Origin of the sequence: Paenibacillus contaminans (genome assembly GCF_003285015.1) — a bacterium.
Taxonomy (GTDB): domain Bacteria; phylum Bacillota; class Bacilli; order Paenibacillales; family NBRC-103111; genus Paenibacillus_V; species Paenibacillus_V contaminans.
Map to the genome: position 1 here is coordinate 402,066 of NZ_QMFB01000004.1, position 16,708 is coordinate 418,773.

Below are 16,708 nucleotides of genomic sequence, written 5' to 3' on the forward strand. Positions count from 1 at the left end.
TGTTTCCTGAGCCAAATATCCTTTGCATAAACGGAGCCTTCCTGTTTATTCGTCTTGTCGGTATAGTTAGCCCCATAACATCACGGAAAGGAGAAAGCAGCATGATAACAAGTGCTTGTCCGCTTCTTGCAAACGGAAAGGCTTTCAACAAAAGGTTGCTTCAGATGCCCGGCTACATATATGTGATCAGCTCGCGAAGAGCAGACTTACGCCTAAGGAAACAGAGCATCGGGTAAGGAGTGAAACCAATGATCAACACTGCCGGACTTGGCAAAAAGCTTTGGAAAAGCCGTTATATGTACTTGTTCGTGCTTCCGGGAACGCTGTATTTTCTTATATACAAATATATCCCGCTGCTGGGATCGGTGATCGCGTTCCAAAATTACAACCCGTTCGAAGGCATGCTCCATAGCGAGTGGGTCGGATTGGATCATTTTTATCGTATTTTCGACAATACGGAAGTGATCCGCGTGCTCTATAATACGTTGACCCTCTCCTTCCTTCAGATCGCGTTTGCGTTCCCCGTGCCGGTTTTATTGGCTGTCATGCTGAATGAAGTGCGGGGCGAATTTTTCAAAAGACTGATCCAGTCGATCATCTACTTGCCGCACTTCCTGTCATGGGTCGTCGTCGTCGGCATCGTCACCCTATTTTTGCGAAGCGACGGGCTGATCAATTCGATGCTGCACGAATGGTTCGGCATGCAGCCTATCGCTTTCCTCCAATCCGAAGCCTTTTTTAAGCCGCTGCTTGTGCTGGAAGTAATCTGGAAGGAAGCGGGCTGGGGGACGATCATCTTTTTGGCGGCGCTTTCAGGCGTGAATCCGGAATTGTATGAGGCTTCCGTGGTTGACGGGGCCAACCGGATGAGAAGAATATGGCATATCACGCTGCCCGCCATTCGGAGCACCGTCATTATTCTGCTTATTTTACGGCTCGGCCAAGTGCTGGACAATGGCTTCGAGCAAGTGTTTCTGATGCTTAATCCGTATGTCGATCAAGTCGGCAACGTGCTTGATACCTATGTGTATTACAAGGGCATCCAACAATCCGACTTCAGCTTCGCCACCGCCGTAGGGTTATTCAAATCCGTCGTCGGGATGATCCTCGTCATCGCAGCCAACCGCTTGGCCAAACGATTCGGCGAGGAAGGCATTTATTAGCTGCCGATCCAGAAACGAGGTGTGAATCAACGATGCTCCACAAAACGTTAGGCGACCGGGTCATGGACGGCATTAACGCCCTGCTGCTCGTTATTATTGCGGCGGCGATGGTTGTACCGTTCCTGTACATCTTCTCGGTGTCGTTCTCGTCCATGGAAACGTTCCTGCAGAACGACATTATACTGTGGCCGAAGGAATGGGCCTTGGATTCCTACCGCTACATTTTATCGAACGACCGCTTTATACACTCAATCTATACGACGATTTTCATTACGGTTCTGGGCACCTTATGCAATCTCGCTTTTACGTCGACGATGGCTTACGGCTTATCGCGGCCGTTCTTCGGCAGGAACGTCATACTGTTTCTCGTGCTGTTCACGTTCCTGTTCAGCGCCGGCATTATTCCGACGTATTTGATCGTCAAAGCGACCGGCCTGATCGATTCCGTGTGGGCGCTTATTATTCCGGTTTTGATCAGCCCGTGGAATTTGATCGTGTTCCGGCAATTTTTCCGCAGTATCCCGGAGGAGCTGAATGAAGCGGCGTTAATTGACGGGGCCGGAGAGTTCAAAATCTTCTACCAAATCATTTTGCCGCTCTCCAAGCCGGCGCTGGCCACCTTCGGACTTTTTTATGCGGTCGCTCATTGGAATTCTTACTTTACCGGGATTTTATATTTGAACGACCCTTCCCGGTGGCCGATTCAAGTGCTGCTGCGGCAAATTGTCGTCGTCAACGATTCGAGCACCCTGCAGGCCCAGCAAATGCTGACCGCTCCACCGCCTGCGGAAACCGTGCAAATGGCCGCCATTTTGCTTGCTACCGTGCCGATTCTCATTTTGTATCCGTTTCTGCAAAAGCATTTCGCTAAGGGGGTGATGCTCGGATCGGTTAAAGGCTGACAGCCCGAATTCGAGATAGAAAGATCGGATGCTCGGGCATAGGATCGGTTGTCCGGTTCCGGCATTTTTGTTAAGCTTATTATTCCATATGGAGGTGCAGGGTCAAGATGAGAAAAGGACTTATCGTTCTAATGACGGGATGCTTCTCGCTTACGGCAGTTGCGTGTTCGGGTGGAGGAAACAGCAGCAGCAGTCCCGCTGCAAGCGCCGGCCCGAAGGATTCTCCGGCAGCCACTGCGGCGAGCAAAAAGCCCTATGAAATCAGCTTCATGAATTTTGCTTATACGATTTTCCCGCCGGCCCAAGGCAAAGCACTAGATGCGATCAAAGAAAAGTTTAACGCAGACGTAAAATCGCAGTTCGTGCTTGCCGCAGATTATAACAATAAGCTGAGCGTCGTCATGGCTTCCGGCAATATGCCGGATGTCGTCTCCATCATGAACGCCGATTCGAACTATTACAAATGGGCCAAGCAAGGAGCCTTCCTGCCGCTGAACGACTATATCGACAAATATGAGTCGCTCAAGGCTGTCCCTGAGTCCATCTACAACCAGTTCAAGGTGGACGGCAAAATATACAGCATTCCGATGTACGCTCCGACCTATTCCTTTAGCGGTTTGATCCGTCAGGACTGGCTCGACAAGCTCGGGCTCAAAATGCCGACGAACTACGAGGAACTGAAAAACGTAGCGATCGCCTTCACCAAGAACGATCCGGACGGGAACGGCAAAGACGATACGTACGGCTTCGCGCTTAGCGAAAATTTCGGACAAGGCTACGATATGGGCGCCTACTGGTCCAGCGGCTGGTACCACAAAAACAAAGACGGGCAATATATACCCGGCATTATCGGACCCGGAGAGAAAGAAATCATCCAAACGCTTGCGGACGCTTATGCGCAAGGTGCGGTTACGAAAGACTTTGCCGTTCTGAACTGGGCTCAAGGAAATAAAGAGTTTTATTCCGGTAAAGCGGGCATTTTCATCGGCACTCCGGTAGGGATGGTTGAAGATTATTACCTTGGCTTGTTGAAAGTAAATCCGAATGCGAAGCTGGCTTCCATTCCGTTCTTCGTTTCGCCCGACGGCAGACAAGGCAGCTTGAAAGCGCCCGGATATTTCGGCTTAACGACGCTTTCCTCCAAGCTGAAGAGCGATCCGGATAAAGTGACCCGTATTCTGGATATGCTTGATTACGGCCGCCAATTCATCCCGATGAGCGAGCGGAATCCTCAGAACGAGCGTTTCGACTGGCTGATGGGCAAAGAAGGCGTCGGCTACGACATGAAGGACGGCAAAGTCGTCATGAAGCAGGGATCCGAAGCGGTCACCCCTGTCCAATATTTGATGCAGAGACATGAGTTCTGGAAGCCTTGGTCTCCTAACAATGAAGCGAACGAGTACCCGAAAACGTACAATTCGCCGGAAATGCAGCAGATGATACAAGGCATCGTCGATATGGAGAAAACGTACAACAAGCAGCCGTACGACGACCCGAGCCTCGGCATTTATTCCGAAACCAAAGCGCAAAAAGGCGCGGAGCTGGATAAATTCATCTACGGCGAGCTGACGAAAATGGTTGCCGGCCAGCGTCCCGTCTCCGATTGGGACAAAATGGTTCAGGAATGGATGGACCGCGGAGGCGCGCAGGTTATTAAAGAAGTGAACGATGGCATTAACGCGCGCAAGTAAAAGCGTCAATAATAGATACCTACCGCATCTTTGACGACTGAGTTTACCGAAAACATCGAACTATCAGCTCAGCTGAGATCACCTTTCTAAGGTTATTAGAAAAAGACACGTTCGCCGATCGCTTTCGGCTGACGTGTCTTTTTTGAACGAGTTCCACTTTGGGATCAATCATGATGTCCCTGTGCTTTTTGCCGATTTCAATATCCAATCCGCCAAACTATTTATTTGTCCTTTCACGGCAATCGGATCGCGAAACCATGACTGATTTTCATTCCACAGGTACACTTTGCCATCCCGAACCGCAGGCAATTTGCCCCAAATCGGATCGGCCTGCAATTGCTCCAACGTCGATGCTGTTGTCAGAATCAAATAATCTCCGGTATATTCAGGCAGCATCTCCAGCGAAAATTCATAATACGACTCCGTCAGCATATGCTCTGGAATTGCCGAAGGCGGGTTTGCGCCTAATATTTCATACATGATTCGGCCGCCGCGCCCCGACTTCGGTCCGAACAAAAATACAGTGCCGTCGTATTCCTGCATGACGGATACGGTCTCCCCCTTACCGAGCGCCGCCTGTACCGCATCGCGCAATTTGCCGGCTTGACTCTCAAAATCGGCAATCCATCGTTCGGCCGCATCCTTTTTGTTCAACAAATCGCCGAAATAACGCATTTCCTCCTGAATGGAAGGAAAGCTATTGTAAGGCATGGCCACCGTCGGCGCAATCTTCGAGTACTTATCCACCGTTTCTTGTTTGTTAATTTGCGTAATGATTAAATCGGGTTCCAATGTAAGCATGGCTTCCAGCGAATCGGCCACATCCGTCACACCGTTAAGCATCCCTTCCAAATATGGACTTTTCATCAAAAAAGTTTCCGATGCAACGGGTTGAACGCCAAGCGCCAACACGGTTCCCAAATATGCCGGGGCTGCCACACGCTGCGGACGTTCAGGCACTTCCACATCGCCGATCACGGTCGTAACGGTTCGTTTTTTGCCGTTCGGCACCTCCGTCTCGACTTGTGCCGAATTCGATGCTTGCTTTGCAGGATTATTTGCCGCATCGTTACTTCCTCCTGAGCCTTGCGAGGAAGTCCCGCATGCCGACGCCGCCATCGTCAGACACAACAGCGCAGTCGCTAACAGATTTCTTTTCAGCCTTGCCATATCATTTCCTCCACCTGATAGTTGTTGATAATGATTATCATTACTAACAACATGATACATTGCCGGATGAGAGGCAACAAGGGACAAATCCGCCCAATTTATTGCACTTTTCGAACCTGCATAACGATTGTCCTTGCGGTATTGCACCGGAGTACTGCCTGTCTGTTTCTTAAACATCCGGTTAAAATAAGCGGTGTCCGGATAACCGACATAAGCCGCGACTTCCTGCACCGTCGCTGCGGTATCGCGCAGCAGCTTTCGTGCCAGGTCCATACGCAGCCGAATCACATAATCGAGCGGGCTGCACCCCATCTGCTCTTTGAATTTTCTCGAAATATATTGCGGCGTATAATTCATTTGCCGAGCCAAACGTTCCACGGAAATCATCTCACGATAATTCCTTATCGTATAACGGATCACTTGCTCGGCCAACGACGGAACGCACACATGCTCCGTCCGCTCCTGTAACGCCGCATGCGCGAAACGGATGAATTCCCCTTTGGCCATCAGACGCCTTAATCCGTCTGCCTTCCCGCCGTTTTTTTCTGAGCCGGGCCGCCCGTCGTCCCATCCGCCTCCCCGCTGCCAGTTTTCAAACATGGTTTCGAGCATCTCGAGCAAAGCGAGCGGTTCGGACGGCGACAACCCCCAGTTTTCCATAAACGGATTGTCCGTTTGCATCATCATATGAAACTCCTGTAACGCCGAAGCCGGCAGCGAAGCTTTATATAAAATCATATAAACGTCAAGCAAGCCGTCAGATTGAACGGTTACCCGTTTCCCTTTGCCGATATGCAGCAAATGAAAACGTTCGGACAGCCATACATCGCCGTCGGCCCACAGTTCCGCACGTTCATTTGCCGCAACTATAAACATGCTTGCCGGCGTTACATAATCGCGAATTTCGTCGCCGCGCCCGATTCGTTTCATCCGAATATCCAGCACCCGAACGATAACTTGATTCCACAGCTGAATTTGCTCGCTAATGTTCATCACAATGCCGCTTGACGGACGTTATACTCTTATCCGCCAATTCGCTCCTCCCACCGTTTGCACTTTTTCTCATGACAGGTTGCGTATGTGCCGATAAAATCAAGCTGTTGATCCAAAACTTGAAAACCGAGCTCGCGGCTTACATGGCGTTCCAATTCCGATAACCAAGCCTCGTTCACCTTCTCTACCGAACCGCAATCCTTGCAAATCAAATGAGAGGGTGAATGCTCCGATTCCTCGCCGCGGAACCCGAATCGGGTCGACTTGTCGTTAAAAGCGAATTTCCGTACGATACGCAGCTCGCTAAACAAATCCAACGTGCGATAAACGGTGGCTAATCCGATGGAAGAATAGTTGCGTTTGATCTTCATAAAAATTTCCTCCGCCGTCACATAACCCGTATCTTCTTCTACCAATACTTCCAAAGTCATTGCACGCTGCTTTGTCAACTTGTACCCGTGCAATTGAAGCTTGTGAGCGACCTGATTCAACTGGTCCGACGATAATTCCATCATTCTGACGCCTCCTTCCCATCCATTCCATGATAAAACGCAAACCAACCGTTTCTGTCAAATGACGAAGGTGGACATAACGCCTGACGTTGCGCTTACGGGTGTTGTTAAGACTCGTTGTGAATCGCCAGGAGCTTGGCATGATCCGTAGACCAGATCGGCCTTACTTCTTGACGAGGGTTCAAATACGCTTTGATGCGATTGATAGCTGCCGGCCCCTCCGTGAAGCCGCCCGCAATTAGTCCCGGCAATTTGCCCGGATAATCAACGACATCGCCTGCCGCAAAGATGCCCTCCGCCGAAGTTTGCATCCAAGCGTCTACTACGATGCGATCCCGTTCGATTTTCAGACCCCATTTTTTGATTTCGCCCAAATCCGGCTTTGCGCCGTGACAAACCACGATCTCGTCCACATCCAGCGAAGTAATGCCCTTCTTATCCAGATGTTCTATCGTCACACTTTCCATTTGCCCGTCGCTCCCATGAATCTCCTTGATCCGGGAAGAAGTCATGAGATGAACGGCCGTATTCCGAAGTTGAGCGACATTTCCCTCATGAGCGCGAAATTCATCTCGGCGATGGACAAGCCCGACGTATTTTGCAATCGAAGCCAAAGCAAGAGCCCAGTCCACAGCCGAATCGCCGCCGCCGGATACAAGCACTCTTTTTCCGCGAAACCGATCCACGCTTTTTGCCCCATAATGCAGATGACTGCCTTCATACCGCTCTGCATTCGGCACTTCCAACTTGTTGGAAACCAGCGTGCCGTAACCGATCGCGAGTAAAATCGTACGCGTCGAGTGCGTTTCCCCGGTGTTGCTTATTAGATGAAAGGTTCCGTCTTCTAAACGCTCCATTTTTTCAATCAACTGCGAATATGCTATGGCCGGCTCGAACGTGCGCGCCTGCTTCTCCAGCTGCATCGTTAAATCTCTCGCCGTAATCGCCTCGATTCCGCCAACGTCATACAGAACCTTCTCCGAATAATAAGGCAGCTTCCCGCCAAGAAACGGAGCCGCTTCGATAATTTTCGTTTTCAAATCCCGCATGCCTGCATAGAAAGCTGCAAATAGTCCAGTCGGACCGCCGCCGATTATCGTTACATCAAAATAGGAATTCGTTTCGCCAGCCATTCCTAACGCCTCCTCTGATTCCTTGATAGGACGCAATTGATTTCTTGCACCAGCCCTATGGTAATGATTATCATTCTTATTAATACGAATCTCCACCTATCGGCGGATTGTTTTCGGCTGCGAACGTATTTTTTTATCTGCGATCCGCTTTCCGGTAAACAAAAAAACGCCGGTTTGAACGGCGTTTTTACTCTGCATACTATTAAATCGTTCCTTCATACCGGATTCGACCGCATATAGTGCCCCGGTTTGCAACCGTATTTTTTATAAAACGCTGCGGAGAAATTGCTTGGATTGCTGTAGCCTACCGCCGCCGCTGCTTCTCCGATGTTCAACTGTTCATATTGCATTAGAAATAAGCCTTTTTCCAATCGCAAATCGCGAATATATTCAAAAACAGTCATACCAAACAGCTCTTTGAACCCTTTTTTTAGCTTAAGCTCGTTTAATTCCGTAGCGCGGGCCAATTGTTTCAAAGTCAGCGGATTTTCGAGCCGGTCTTGAATGATTTGTTTGGCGGCATAAAGCCTTTCTACATCCGTTTTTTTGATAAAATACGCTGCCGTTGAACGCTGCTCGCCCATATATTTCTCCAAAACGAGCAAAACGATCTCCATGATTTTAGATTCCATATGCAATCTCTTCAATGCACCCATATAAGTGGAATGAACCATCTCGTATGCGGCGCGTTTGAGTGTGACAAAGTTGTTCAACGGGCTTATTTGTCCGCTCTGGCTTTTTAGCCACTTCTCCACTTTACGATGATCGTCAGCATATTCAAAATAGCGAAGCACCTGTTCAGGCAGCAACCTGATTTCGAGAAATTGGTATCTCTGCTTCGATCTCTTGAACAAATGAATTTCGCTATCTTCTATCGCATACATATTGCCGGATTGTCCTTGAGTCGAAGAGCGGTTGCCTTTAAAGTAACAGTCCACACTGCCGCTAAAACAATAATTGATCTCAAAAACCCGATCTTCGTGGATGTACTGATTCCAATCCTCTTCCAACGTCATATCGGTGATGACTACTTCTATTCCTTGTCTGATTTTCAAGCGGGAAATGCTTCCCATCCCCAAAAGAGGCGGTAGGACGATCTGTTGTTCTCGCCCCTGTTCCGTTTCGTTTACGGTTAAGTAATCGGAAAGACCGTCAAAATACCCATGTATATTGTTCGATCGAATGATCTGCTCCATATGAAAACACCTCGTCTATCAAGAAGCTATCTAAGTCAGGCGGCAACCGTAACCGATAATATTAACCGTATTGTATCACCATTGAGAATCATTATCAAACGATAGGAGGTGCGCCAATATGATGCAGCGGTGAAACGAAATCGGACGTGTGCCCAGGGCCACAGTTAAGGCTAAATCTAGACTTGCAGCTGTACTCCGCATCATTTGTCCTGTTTCTTGTTTTCAACGACCAAGGCCGTACTGGTCCACAGGCGCACCGGGTGGCAGGTCCCCAATGAACATGAAGAAAACACCAGAAGTATCCGGTCCTCCTGGTGCTGTTCTTAATCGTGATAAGACGGCTGCAGATTCAGTTACCATCCCATCGATATGTGATTATGGTAAATAACTTCATTGTTGTGAAGCCTTGTTCCCAACTATTGCATCTATTGCTCTCGATGCATTGTAAATTGCTTGCTCCGGGTAGCGGGCATAGGAAGGCACTTCCGCGGTTACATATCCGTCATAGCTGACATTATGCAATTGTTCCATTACTACCGGGTAATTTACATCACCGGCCAGCAGATCAACAAATCCGTGGATGCTGTTGGTCTGGCGGCGGTAATCTTTGAAGTGCACTTTACGGATTCTATTGTTCAGGATTGGAATCCATTGTTCGGGGTAACCCGTAGCCAGAACGTTGCCGACATCAAAATAGGAGCCGACATACTCACTGGAAATCGTATCAATAAATGTCCTGAATTCAAGCGGCGACAATAGAAACTTATTCCAGACGTTTTTCAGCCCGATATGAACGCGATGCTGCTCGGCAATCTCAGCTAATCGTCCAATCCCTTCCAGCGCATAATGATAAGCAGCATCATAGGGGGCGTTTTCCTGATCAGGCAAGAAATCCGCTCCCACCATACCCGGCATGATTGCTACGGTGTCAATCCCCAGACATGCCGCCAATTCAATATGCTTTTGCGCCACCTGAAAGGCTTGCTTACGATTTTCCAAACGGCTCGAAGTAAACGAATACGTCCAATACAAGCTGCTGTTTAGACTGACAAGATCAATTCCGATATCCTCAGCCGCCTGCTTCAAAGCGTTGATCTCCTTCATTCCGCTGCCAGGCTTTAACTCTCCCGTTTCCTCCATTGCCAATTCGATGCCGTCAAACCCCGCTTCCTTGGCCAGACGCATACAATCAGCCGCCAGNACCCCGCTTCCTTGGCCAGACGCATACAATCAGCCGCCAGTTCTCCTTGGCCGAATGACCAAATATTAATCCCCTTTTTCATCGCTCAGCCCGTCCAACTTCCTTCTGCGTACGAAAAAAACGAACGGAAAGCGGATCCATCCGCAGCTCCTGTATTTCCTCACCTGTAAAGAGATCGAACAATTGCAAATCGGTATGAAGCTTGACCTCCATCACATCCAGATTGCCGCTTATGATTCCAAGAAGCCCTTCGCCATTTGCACCTTCATAGTAAATGGGCCCGATATTCGGACAATCCTCGATCCAAACCGGGAGAGGCTCACGCATTAGCCACTGTGCAACTTTCGCGACCATATAAGCGCGGCACCTGTGGAGAAATTGAAAGGATGAAATCGGGACGGTAAACACAGCCACTCTGCCGCCAAGTTCATTCTCAAACAGCACGACGCCCGGTGACAATTCGTTCCGGTCATCATCCAGCAGCATCGAAATTGCTTCCGCACCGGGATCGATACGAAGCTGCAGCGGAAGTTTCCCTTGCTTTTTACTTTCTGCCCAGTTTGTCGTTTGCAGATTGCCAGCAAAAGGTCCAGTAAACGGATTAAATCCGAACTGTTCTACCGTAAAGCCGTCAACAACCCCACTCCCCGCCGGCTCACAACCCAAATACCGGCCAAAGCCTCGGTTGTACAGGTTTGTAAAAGCGAGGCCATCAAGCAAAATCCCCCTTGAAAGCAGCTCTATCACTTCGTCATCGTCATAGCATTGCACGGCATCACCGAAAATAAGATTCGCCTTCCCTAACTGAAACTGGACGGGAATCCCAAACTGCGGCAAATAGTTGTCCGGATCTCTGTTTGGCATGATATCATCCAGCCATCCGCGTCGGCTTAGCTGCTTCAGTGCCGTGTCCTTCTTCCACGGATGGCCGAAACCGACCAGCTTTTTCCCCTTCCTTGCCGCCTGAATCATCTCCAGACGCTCCCTTTCATCAATAAGCAGATGCAGAAAATCTGGCTCCTGCTCGTACGGAGTACCAAGATAATCATAGAGATTAAGCGTAAAATCTTCAGCTCCTGCCAATGCGTGAAGCTCAAGCTGCAGCCTCGTTATACGGATACTCTTGGAAAAACGTGTGTGCGGGTAATTTTCCACTTCACTCACGATTTGAACATCTTCGCCGACCACACTCTTGCTAAGTGCTGTAACCTGGTGAATCTCGAACAGCTCACCGTGGATTGAATCGCTGTAACTGCAGCCAGCCGGGCGAGACAGCGGCCTTCGACTGCCGGAAAACTCCCGCAGCAGCACATCCATATCCCGCCCCTGAAAGGAATGGGCCGGCTCGCCTGAATTCATCAAACCAAGACGTGTCGCTGGGCTTACTCGCTCCACAGCCAAACGGATACGATTTGCCGCTTCGAGCTGGCCTTCGAAATTGATTTGCATCCATGCTTGCTTAATAGCCATATGCTCCGTACTTGCTCCGCTCACCGCATGCATCAAAGTCTCAGCAGTCAATGCAATCCCGCATCTCTCCGCTGTTCGGCTTACATGAATCGGACAAAAGCAGCCATACTGCACGCCGTGATTCAAGCTTCTGAAATCGTCGTCAATGAACAGTTTGTCCGGCCGGGTTCCGGCGTACAAGGCACATACTTCCGCTGCATAAGCTTGCCAAGCTTCATCTAATAAACAATAAGTAGCATGCAATTCACGCAAATCTTCACCAACAAATTTTTGATAGGGAAGTACATATTTTGCCTCCACTTCCCCATCCGAATGACCGGCCAGCATAATAATATTAATACTGAACACTATATTTTCTTCATGGAACGCTTTGGCCATCTGACTATAGATTTTTGCCATTTTGTAATGTTTATCAATGAGAAACGGGACCGGAATAATATGCGAAGACAGCTCCTTAAGCAGCACTTCCTCAATATTGGCCGTCTTGCATAGTCTGATGATGTCTTGAAGCTGCCTCTCCCAGGTTTGTTCCAAAATTACGGTTCTTAACATATAACTCATTATGTTATCCTCTTCCCTTCTTCTATGGTCATACCATCATACTGTCCTTGCTGTCCTTGCTATCTTGCTGTCCAAGCTGCTATGCCTAAATCATGAATAAAGTCCTTACTACACTATGGAGCCTGAAGCAAAGCGTGGAGTGAGGAGTGAGTTGAGGCAGAGAGCAGAGAGAGGAGAGAGAGGAAGCAGGAGTGCGCCTATAAAAACGTCTCCATTATCCTCCTTCTCCCACCTCTCGTCACTTAAGGACTCAACCGAAAAAAACTGAAATCGTCCAAATAAATCTGCTGGCTGTCATCCATATTTTCCAACAGGGCATATATGGTGACTCGGCTAACGTTGGCAGGCAGCTGCCCCTCCCACTCCAGCGTCGTCCACTCTCCTGCGGTATTGGCAATCTGCTTCGAAGTTGGAGTGATATTGTACAAGTGATTGTTTTGTGCATCATAGAGATCCAGCTGCAGTCTAATCGTACCGGGGCCCGCGCTGCTCTGAGGCGAATAATAACTGGCAGATATTCCGTGAACACCTGGTTGTACCGCCGCCTCCTGAATAACTCCCCCGAATTTGACACCTGCAGCTTTAAGACTGAAATCGCCACTTTTCTTGAATTCGCCGCTTCTCTCCATCAAGAGACCGTTGTACAACCATTCATTCCAATACTCTGCATTTGCCGGTGTATCTCCCGCAATTTCGAAGGAGGGATTCAGGTTAAGCGGCGTTTTAGGATTATTCGCATAGGGATCCGGGCTCAAGCGGTTAAGATAGAAATCGTCGATATAGACCTCCTGATCGGCATTTAATCCTTCCAGCAAAGCGTAAGCCTCAATTCTAACGATTCCCTCTGGGAACTCTCCGGCCCAGTACATGCCCGACCATTCACCTGCAGTGTCCGCGATGCGTTTCGTTTCCAGATAAGGCCTTACGGTCCCGATATGATTGTTTTGCGCATCCCAAAAATCGATCTGAAGTCGAATGGTTCCTTTGCCTGCAGAACCGGCTGGTGAATAATAAGCAAATGACAACTCGTGAACCCCTGCTTGAACGGGGAGGTCCTGAATGATTCCGCCAAACTGAATGCCCTTGGCTTTAATACTATAATTCCCGCTCTTCTTCACCTCTCCGGTTCGTTTCATCTCGAGACCGTTATAGAGCCACAAGTTCCAAGAATCGGCTTTGTCGGCTGTCGCTCCCGCGAATTCGAACGACGGATTACTATTCAGCAGCTTTCTGGCTTCGGGATCAGAACTTCGCAGCAAGATATAAGCCTGTTTGCGAACAGCAGCCACAGGATCGCTGGCGCTTAAGTTCTCTAACAGCGTATGAACCGCTCCTCCGGGAGCTTCCTGCTCCAGCCAGATCACAATTGCATCCATCTCTCCCTTGGTCATCCCTGACCAAATACGGGTATACCCTCCCAAAGTTTTATCGCCGACATAATAGGGGCTGAAGGTTTGCTGCAAGAAGGAATCATCATGGAATGCCTCAATCAGATCCCGGCGCTTCTCTGCAAATCTGATTTGACCGATTACGCTCTGCACCAGTGCAAGCGCTGTCGGTTCGTCCGCTGGCACCGTAACGGCGCCTTCCATCGTGTGACTCAATGCGGATGCCTCGTAATATTCAAATGAACGGACCAGCGCTTCGGCACGTTTCTTTTGTTTCACCGTATTCGCTTTTGCAACGACTGATTCCAGCAAGCTTCGGCTCTGGGCTATTTCTGCATCCGTAACTGCCCCAAGATAACTGTCATCAAGAAAGTTCATATAGTTCATACGGGAATCCGATTGTGCCCAATCGGCATACCAATCTGTGTTGAACATGCGGTTTTCCCAGAAGTCCCGCCATATTTCGTAGTAAGCTGCCAAATCTGCAGCCGCATCGGTACCGACCGCGCGTGTATACCATTCATTAAGCAAGGTTTCGGCATTTTGATCCGGATTCCATTGCAATTTGGTGGAGAGCCACGGTTTAGGCCCCTCTCCAAAATTCGGCACCATTTCGGCATACTGCACAGTAACTCCAGCATTCTTAGCGTATTTGTAATTTTCATCCATAATATTAAAATAAGTTCTTGGCACGGTATAGGGCGTTCCCCACAAGTATTCATAATAGGCCAGCCCAGGCGCGGCCTCCGCCCAGCTTTCCGTCAAGCTATGCCCTGCAGCCTTCATAGCCGGATCGCCCCAGGACAGACGATCGTCTGTAATATATACAATTACTCGCGGATCGAGCACAATATTGCTCGGCGGATCATAGACCTCCACATAAGCCAGCAGCCCCAAATATTTATCAGGATGCTCGGCGAAAACACCCTCTGCTACTTCATTTACCCAATTGTAATAAATATCGGACATATCCGTGAACCCCAGTGAATTGACTTTGTCCGGGTAATCCGGGTGGCTTGGATTGTCTTCGCAGTACCCGCTGCCATTAGCCATACCGTCGTTTACACCCAATGAATAGGATGTTTCCTCAGGATTGGCATCGAAATAGGCATTGATGTTCTTGACAGCTTCCTCAACAATGCCGTCTGCTGTAAAACATGGCTGCCAGCCGCCATGAACGTCCAAATTGGCTCCTTGCGGAAAATATTCCGGATTGGTCATCTTATATTTAGAAGGCGGGAACAAATTGAATAAATTATGTTTGAACTCGACGCGGCCATGCATTCGATTGTTTCGTACCCATGCTTGTCGGGCAGCTGTATTGCTCGCATGAACATCAAATTCGCGCGAGAAAAACCCAGGTTCTTGACGCACATAATCACTGACTGGTACGCTAAGCTCCGTATGGCTGGGCACATCTTCCCAATCCTCTCCCGGCGCCAGCCAGCGTACACCGACATAACGTTCCAGAAATTCATCCACTCCGAATTCCGTCCCCCACGAGGTTGGACCAGCTATCACCAGCCGCTTGCCTGAAGAATGAATGACGAATCCGTCTCCGTCCATACCTTCCAGCAAGTCGGCTTCTCCATTTTCTGTGGGCAAGCCTTCTCCTCCAATATATATTTGTACTGGCCCGCTGGACGGCGCACTGCTGCCAGCTGCTGAATGATCCGTCACAATCGGCAGTTCGACTCCTGTCGATTTCTTCAAATATCCGATTAATTTATGTGCCGCATCTACAGTCTGTTGATCCGCATAAACGGATACGACGACGGAAGCTGCCGCTTGGCTGCCGCTCACGATTTGGAGGACATCATCTACATGTTCCGGAAGTGGTGTCGGCGTTGGTGTTGGTGTTGGTGTTGGTGTTGGTGTTGGTGTCGGTGTCGGTGTCGGTGTCGGTGTCGGTGTCGGTGTCGGTGTCGGTGTTGGTGTTGGTGTCGGTGTCGCAGGCGGCCCATCTTGTACTAGAGATGACGGCTTGGCGCGATTGTCTTCCGTCACTGTCTGTGCTGCAATGGTGGCCGAAATCCCTTGCGCAAACTTTACCTGCTCCGGCCACTTGCTCATCACCACACCATATGTGTTCAAGTTTGCCAGTCTGACCGTTCCTTCCCCCCATACCTTTGCAGCCGCATTAAACGTCGAAGTGTTGAAAACCGTACCGGACCGCAGCTCATAACTCACACTTCCAGTGGAGTGCAACAGATGCCCGAACCGGCCGAGCAATACGACATTAACGTTTGATGACGAGTTTTTCCCTGATAAGATCATTTCGAGATCACCAAATCCGCCCGTGGGGACGGTAGTCTCTTCTTCCTCCAATACGCCGCCGGATAACAGGATCGTTTTCGGTATTACAGTCGTTCCCTCGGCAACGATGCGAATTTCCGAGTTCCATTTGTCGACAATAAGGTCTCCTACGAGGGTCGTATCCCTAACCCGCAAACTGTCTTTGCCGCCAAGTATGTAGGTTTTCCCTTTTACCGTAACGCCGTTCAAAGTAATGTCTCCTTCCCCGATGCCCGGGGCGATGTACAGGTCGCCCGATACAGTAAGCCCTTGCAGCGTCACGCCAGCGGTATTCACAACCAGGTTTCTTGATCCGTTACGAGTGAAAGTACCCTGTTCATTGACAAGCGTACCCATTACATTATCGATCAGCCTGACAGACTCCGCTCTGGATATGTCGGCTTTTGGGACAAACTGCTTGTTGCCCCTGCCTTGCATATATCCTCTTTCCTGCAAAGCCGCTACAGCCTTAGCCGCATGAGCTGAAATGAGCCCGGCGTCGGTAAAATCGCTCTTCCCTTGTTCGCTTTCCACTATTCGAAATGCACGCCAGACGATTACTGCTGCATCTTCCCGTGAAATAAACGCTTCCGGCTTGAATAGGCCTTCGTCAACGCCTTGAATAATACCTGCGGCATATCCTTTTAAAACAGGATCCGCATACCAGGAACTGCTGCTTACATCCCGAAAAGGATTATCCGACTTCTCGGTGAACTGAAATACTTGATTAATCAACGCCATAAATTCCGCTCTGGTTGCCGGCCGTTCAGGGTAATAGCGGTGATCTCCGCTTCCTTTAAGCAGTCCTTGACTGATCCATTTGCTCATAACCGGTTCAGACCAATGGCCGGAAAGATCAGATGAAGTTTTATCGTTCAAAGCAGCACCATACGCCGCGTGAAGAGGCAGCGCCGTGAGCATTGTAAATACTAGAGATACGATGATCGTCAATGACGGCAATTTTTTGAAACTCATTCTCATGGGATTTCAGCTCCTTGGTTCCGAATGACTTTCTAATCAAACTTTAATCGGA

The 16,708-nt window shown here is 49.3% G+C and carries 10 protein-coding genes; 3 read left to right on the forward strand and 7 right to left on the reverse strand.

Annotation, left to right across the window (positions count from 1 at the left end):
- Window positions 1-248: 248 nt before the first annotated feature.
- The 3 genes from DQG23_RS10410 (at window position 249) to DQG23_RS10420 (ending at window position 3,756) form a co-directional block, all read left to right on the forward strand.
- A complete protein-coding gene (locus DQG23_RS10410; RefSeq protein ID WP_113030749.1) occupies window positions 249-1,163 on the forward strand; it encodes an ABC transporter permease in 915 nt (304 codons plus the stop codon).
- A 32-nt stretch (window positions 1,164-1,195) separates the two neighbouring features.
- Window positions 1,196-2,065: a carbohydrate ABC transporter permease gene (locus DQG23_RS10415; protein ID WP_113030750.1), complete on the forward strand. Its 870-nt coding sequence runs from the start codon at window positions 1,196-1,198 to the stop codon at window positions 2,063-2,065.
- Window positions 2,066-2,172: 107 nt separating this feature from the next.
- Window positions 2,173-3,756: an extracellular solute-binding protein gene (locus tag DQG23_RS10420; RefSeq protein WP_113030751.1), complete on the forward strand. Its 1,584-nt coding sequence runs from the start codon at window positions 2,173-2,175 to the stop codon at window positions 3,754-3,756.
- Between the two features lie 168 nt (window positions 3,757-3,924).
- Here DQG23_RS10420 and DQG23_RS10425 read toward each other — a convergent pair whose 3' ends face one another.
- The 7 genes from DQG23_RS10425 to DQG23_RS10455 all read right to left on the reverse strand — a co-directional run bounded on the left by DQG23_RS10425 (window position 3,925) and on the right by DQG23_RS10455 (window position 16,656).
- Window positions 3,925-5,919, reverse strand: a complete 1,995-nt coding sequence (locus DQG23_RS10425) for an AraC family transcriptional regulator (protein WP_113030752.1) — start codon at window positions 5,917-5,919, stop codon at window positions 3,925-3,927.
- 29 nt (window positions 5,920-5,948) lie between these two features.
- The gene (locus tag DQG23_RS10430) at window positions 5,949-6,434 is read right to left on the reverse strand and encodes a Fur family transcriptional regulator (protein ID WP_113030753.1); all 486 of its coding nucleotides are present in this window, start codon (window positions 6,432-6,434) and stop codon (window positions 5,949-5,951) included.
- A 104-nt stretch (window positions 6,435-6,538) separates the two neighbouring features.
- On the reverse strand, window positions 6,539-7,564 hold the full coding sequence (locus DQG23_RS10435) for an NAD(P)/FAD-dependent oxidoreductase (RefSeq protein ID WP_113030754.1): 1,026 nt from the start codon (window positions 7,562-7,564) through the stop codon (window positions 6,539-6,541).
- Between the two features lie 215 nt (window positions 7,565-7,779).
- The gene (locus DQG23_RS10440; RefSeq protein WP_113030755.1) at window positions 7,780-8,760 is read right to left on the reverse strand and encodes an AraC family transcriptional regulator; all 981 of its coding nucleotides are present in this window, start codon (window positions 8,758-8,760) and stop codon (window positions 7,780-7,782) included.
- A gap of 390 nt (window positions 8,761-9,150) precedes the next feature.
- Window positions 9,151-9,945 carry a sugar phosphate isomerase/epimerase family protein gene (locus DQG23_RS10445; protein WP_113030756.1) on the reverse strand — a complete coding sequence of 265 codons (795 nt, stop codon included), beginning with the start codon at window positions 9,943-9,945 and terminating at the stop codon, window positions 9,151-9,153.
- Between the two features lie 94 nt (window positions 9,946-10,039).
- Entirely contained in the window at window positions 10,040-11,809 is a 1,770-nt protein-coding gene (locus DQG23_RS10450; RefSeq protein ID WP_146762285.1) for a hypothetical protein, read from the reverse strand.
- A 425-nt stretch (window positions 11,810-12,234) separates the two neighbouring features.
- Complete coding sequence (locus tag DQG23_RS10455; RefSeq protein WP_113030758.1) at window positions 12,235-16,656, reverse strand: DUF4838 domain-containing protein; 4,422 nt, start codon at window positions 16,654-16,656, stop codon at window positions 12,235-12,237.
- Window positions 16,657-16,708: the final 52 nt, after the last annotated feature.

What these genes read in the sequence shown, in the direction of transcription:
- DQG23_RS10410 (WP_113030749.1), top strand. Translation starts at nt 249, where the DNA reads ATGATCAACACTGCCGGACTTGGCAAAAAGCTTTGGAAAAGCCGTTAT.
- DQG23_RS10415 (WP_113030750.1), top strand. Translation starts at nt 1,196, where the DNA reads ATGCTCCACAAAACGTTAGGCGACCGGGTCATGGACGGCATTAACGCC.
- DQG23_RS10420 (WP_113030751.1), top strand. Translation starts at nt 2,173, where the DNA reads ATGAGAAAAGGACTTATCGTTCTAATGACGGGATGCTTCTCGCTTACG.
- DQG23_RS10425 (WP_113030752.1), bottom strand. Translation starts at nt 5,919, where the DNA reads ATGAACATTAGCGAGCAAATTCAGCTGTGGAATCAAGTTATCGTTCGG.
- DQG23_RS10430 (WP_113030753.1), bottom strand. Translation starts at nt 6,434, where the DNA reads ATGATGGAATTATCGTCGGACCAGTTGAATCAGGTCGCTCACAAGCTT.
- DQG23_RS10435 (WP_113030754.1), bottom strand. Translation starts at nt 7,564, where the DNA reads ATGGCTGGCGAAACGAATTCCTATTTTGATGTAACGATAATCGGCGGC.
- DQG23_RS10440 (WP_113030755.1), bottom strand. Translation starts at nt 8,760, where the DNA reads ATGGAGCAGATCATTCGATCGAACAATATACATGGGTATTTTGACGGT.
- DQG23_RS10445 (WP_113030756.1), bottom strand. Translation starts at nt 9,945, where the DNA reads ATGCGTCTGGCCAAGGAAGCGGGGTTTGACGGCATCGAATTGGCAATG.
- DQG23_RS10450 (WP_146762285.1), bottom strand. Translation starts at nt 11,809, where the DNA reads ATGGCCAAAGCGTTCCATGAAGAAAATATAGTGTTCAGTATTAATATT.
- DQG23_RS10455 (WP_113030758.1), bottom strand. Translation starts at nt 16,656, where the DNA reads ATGAGAATGAGTTTCAAAAAATTGCCGTCATTGACGATCATCGTATCT.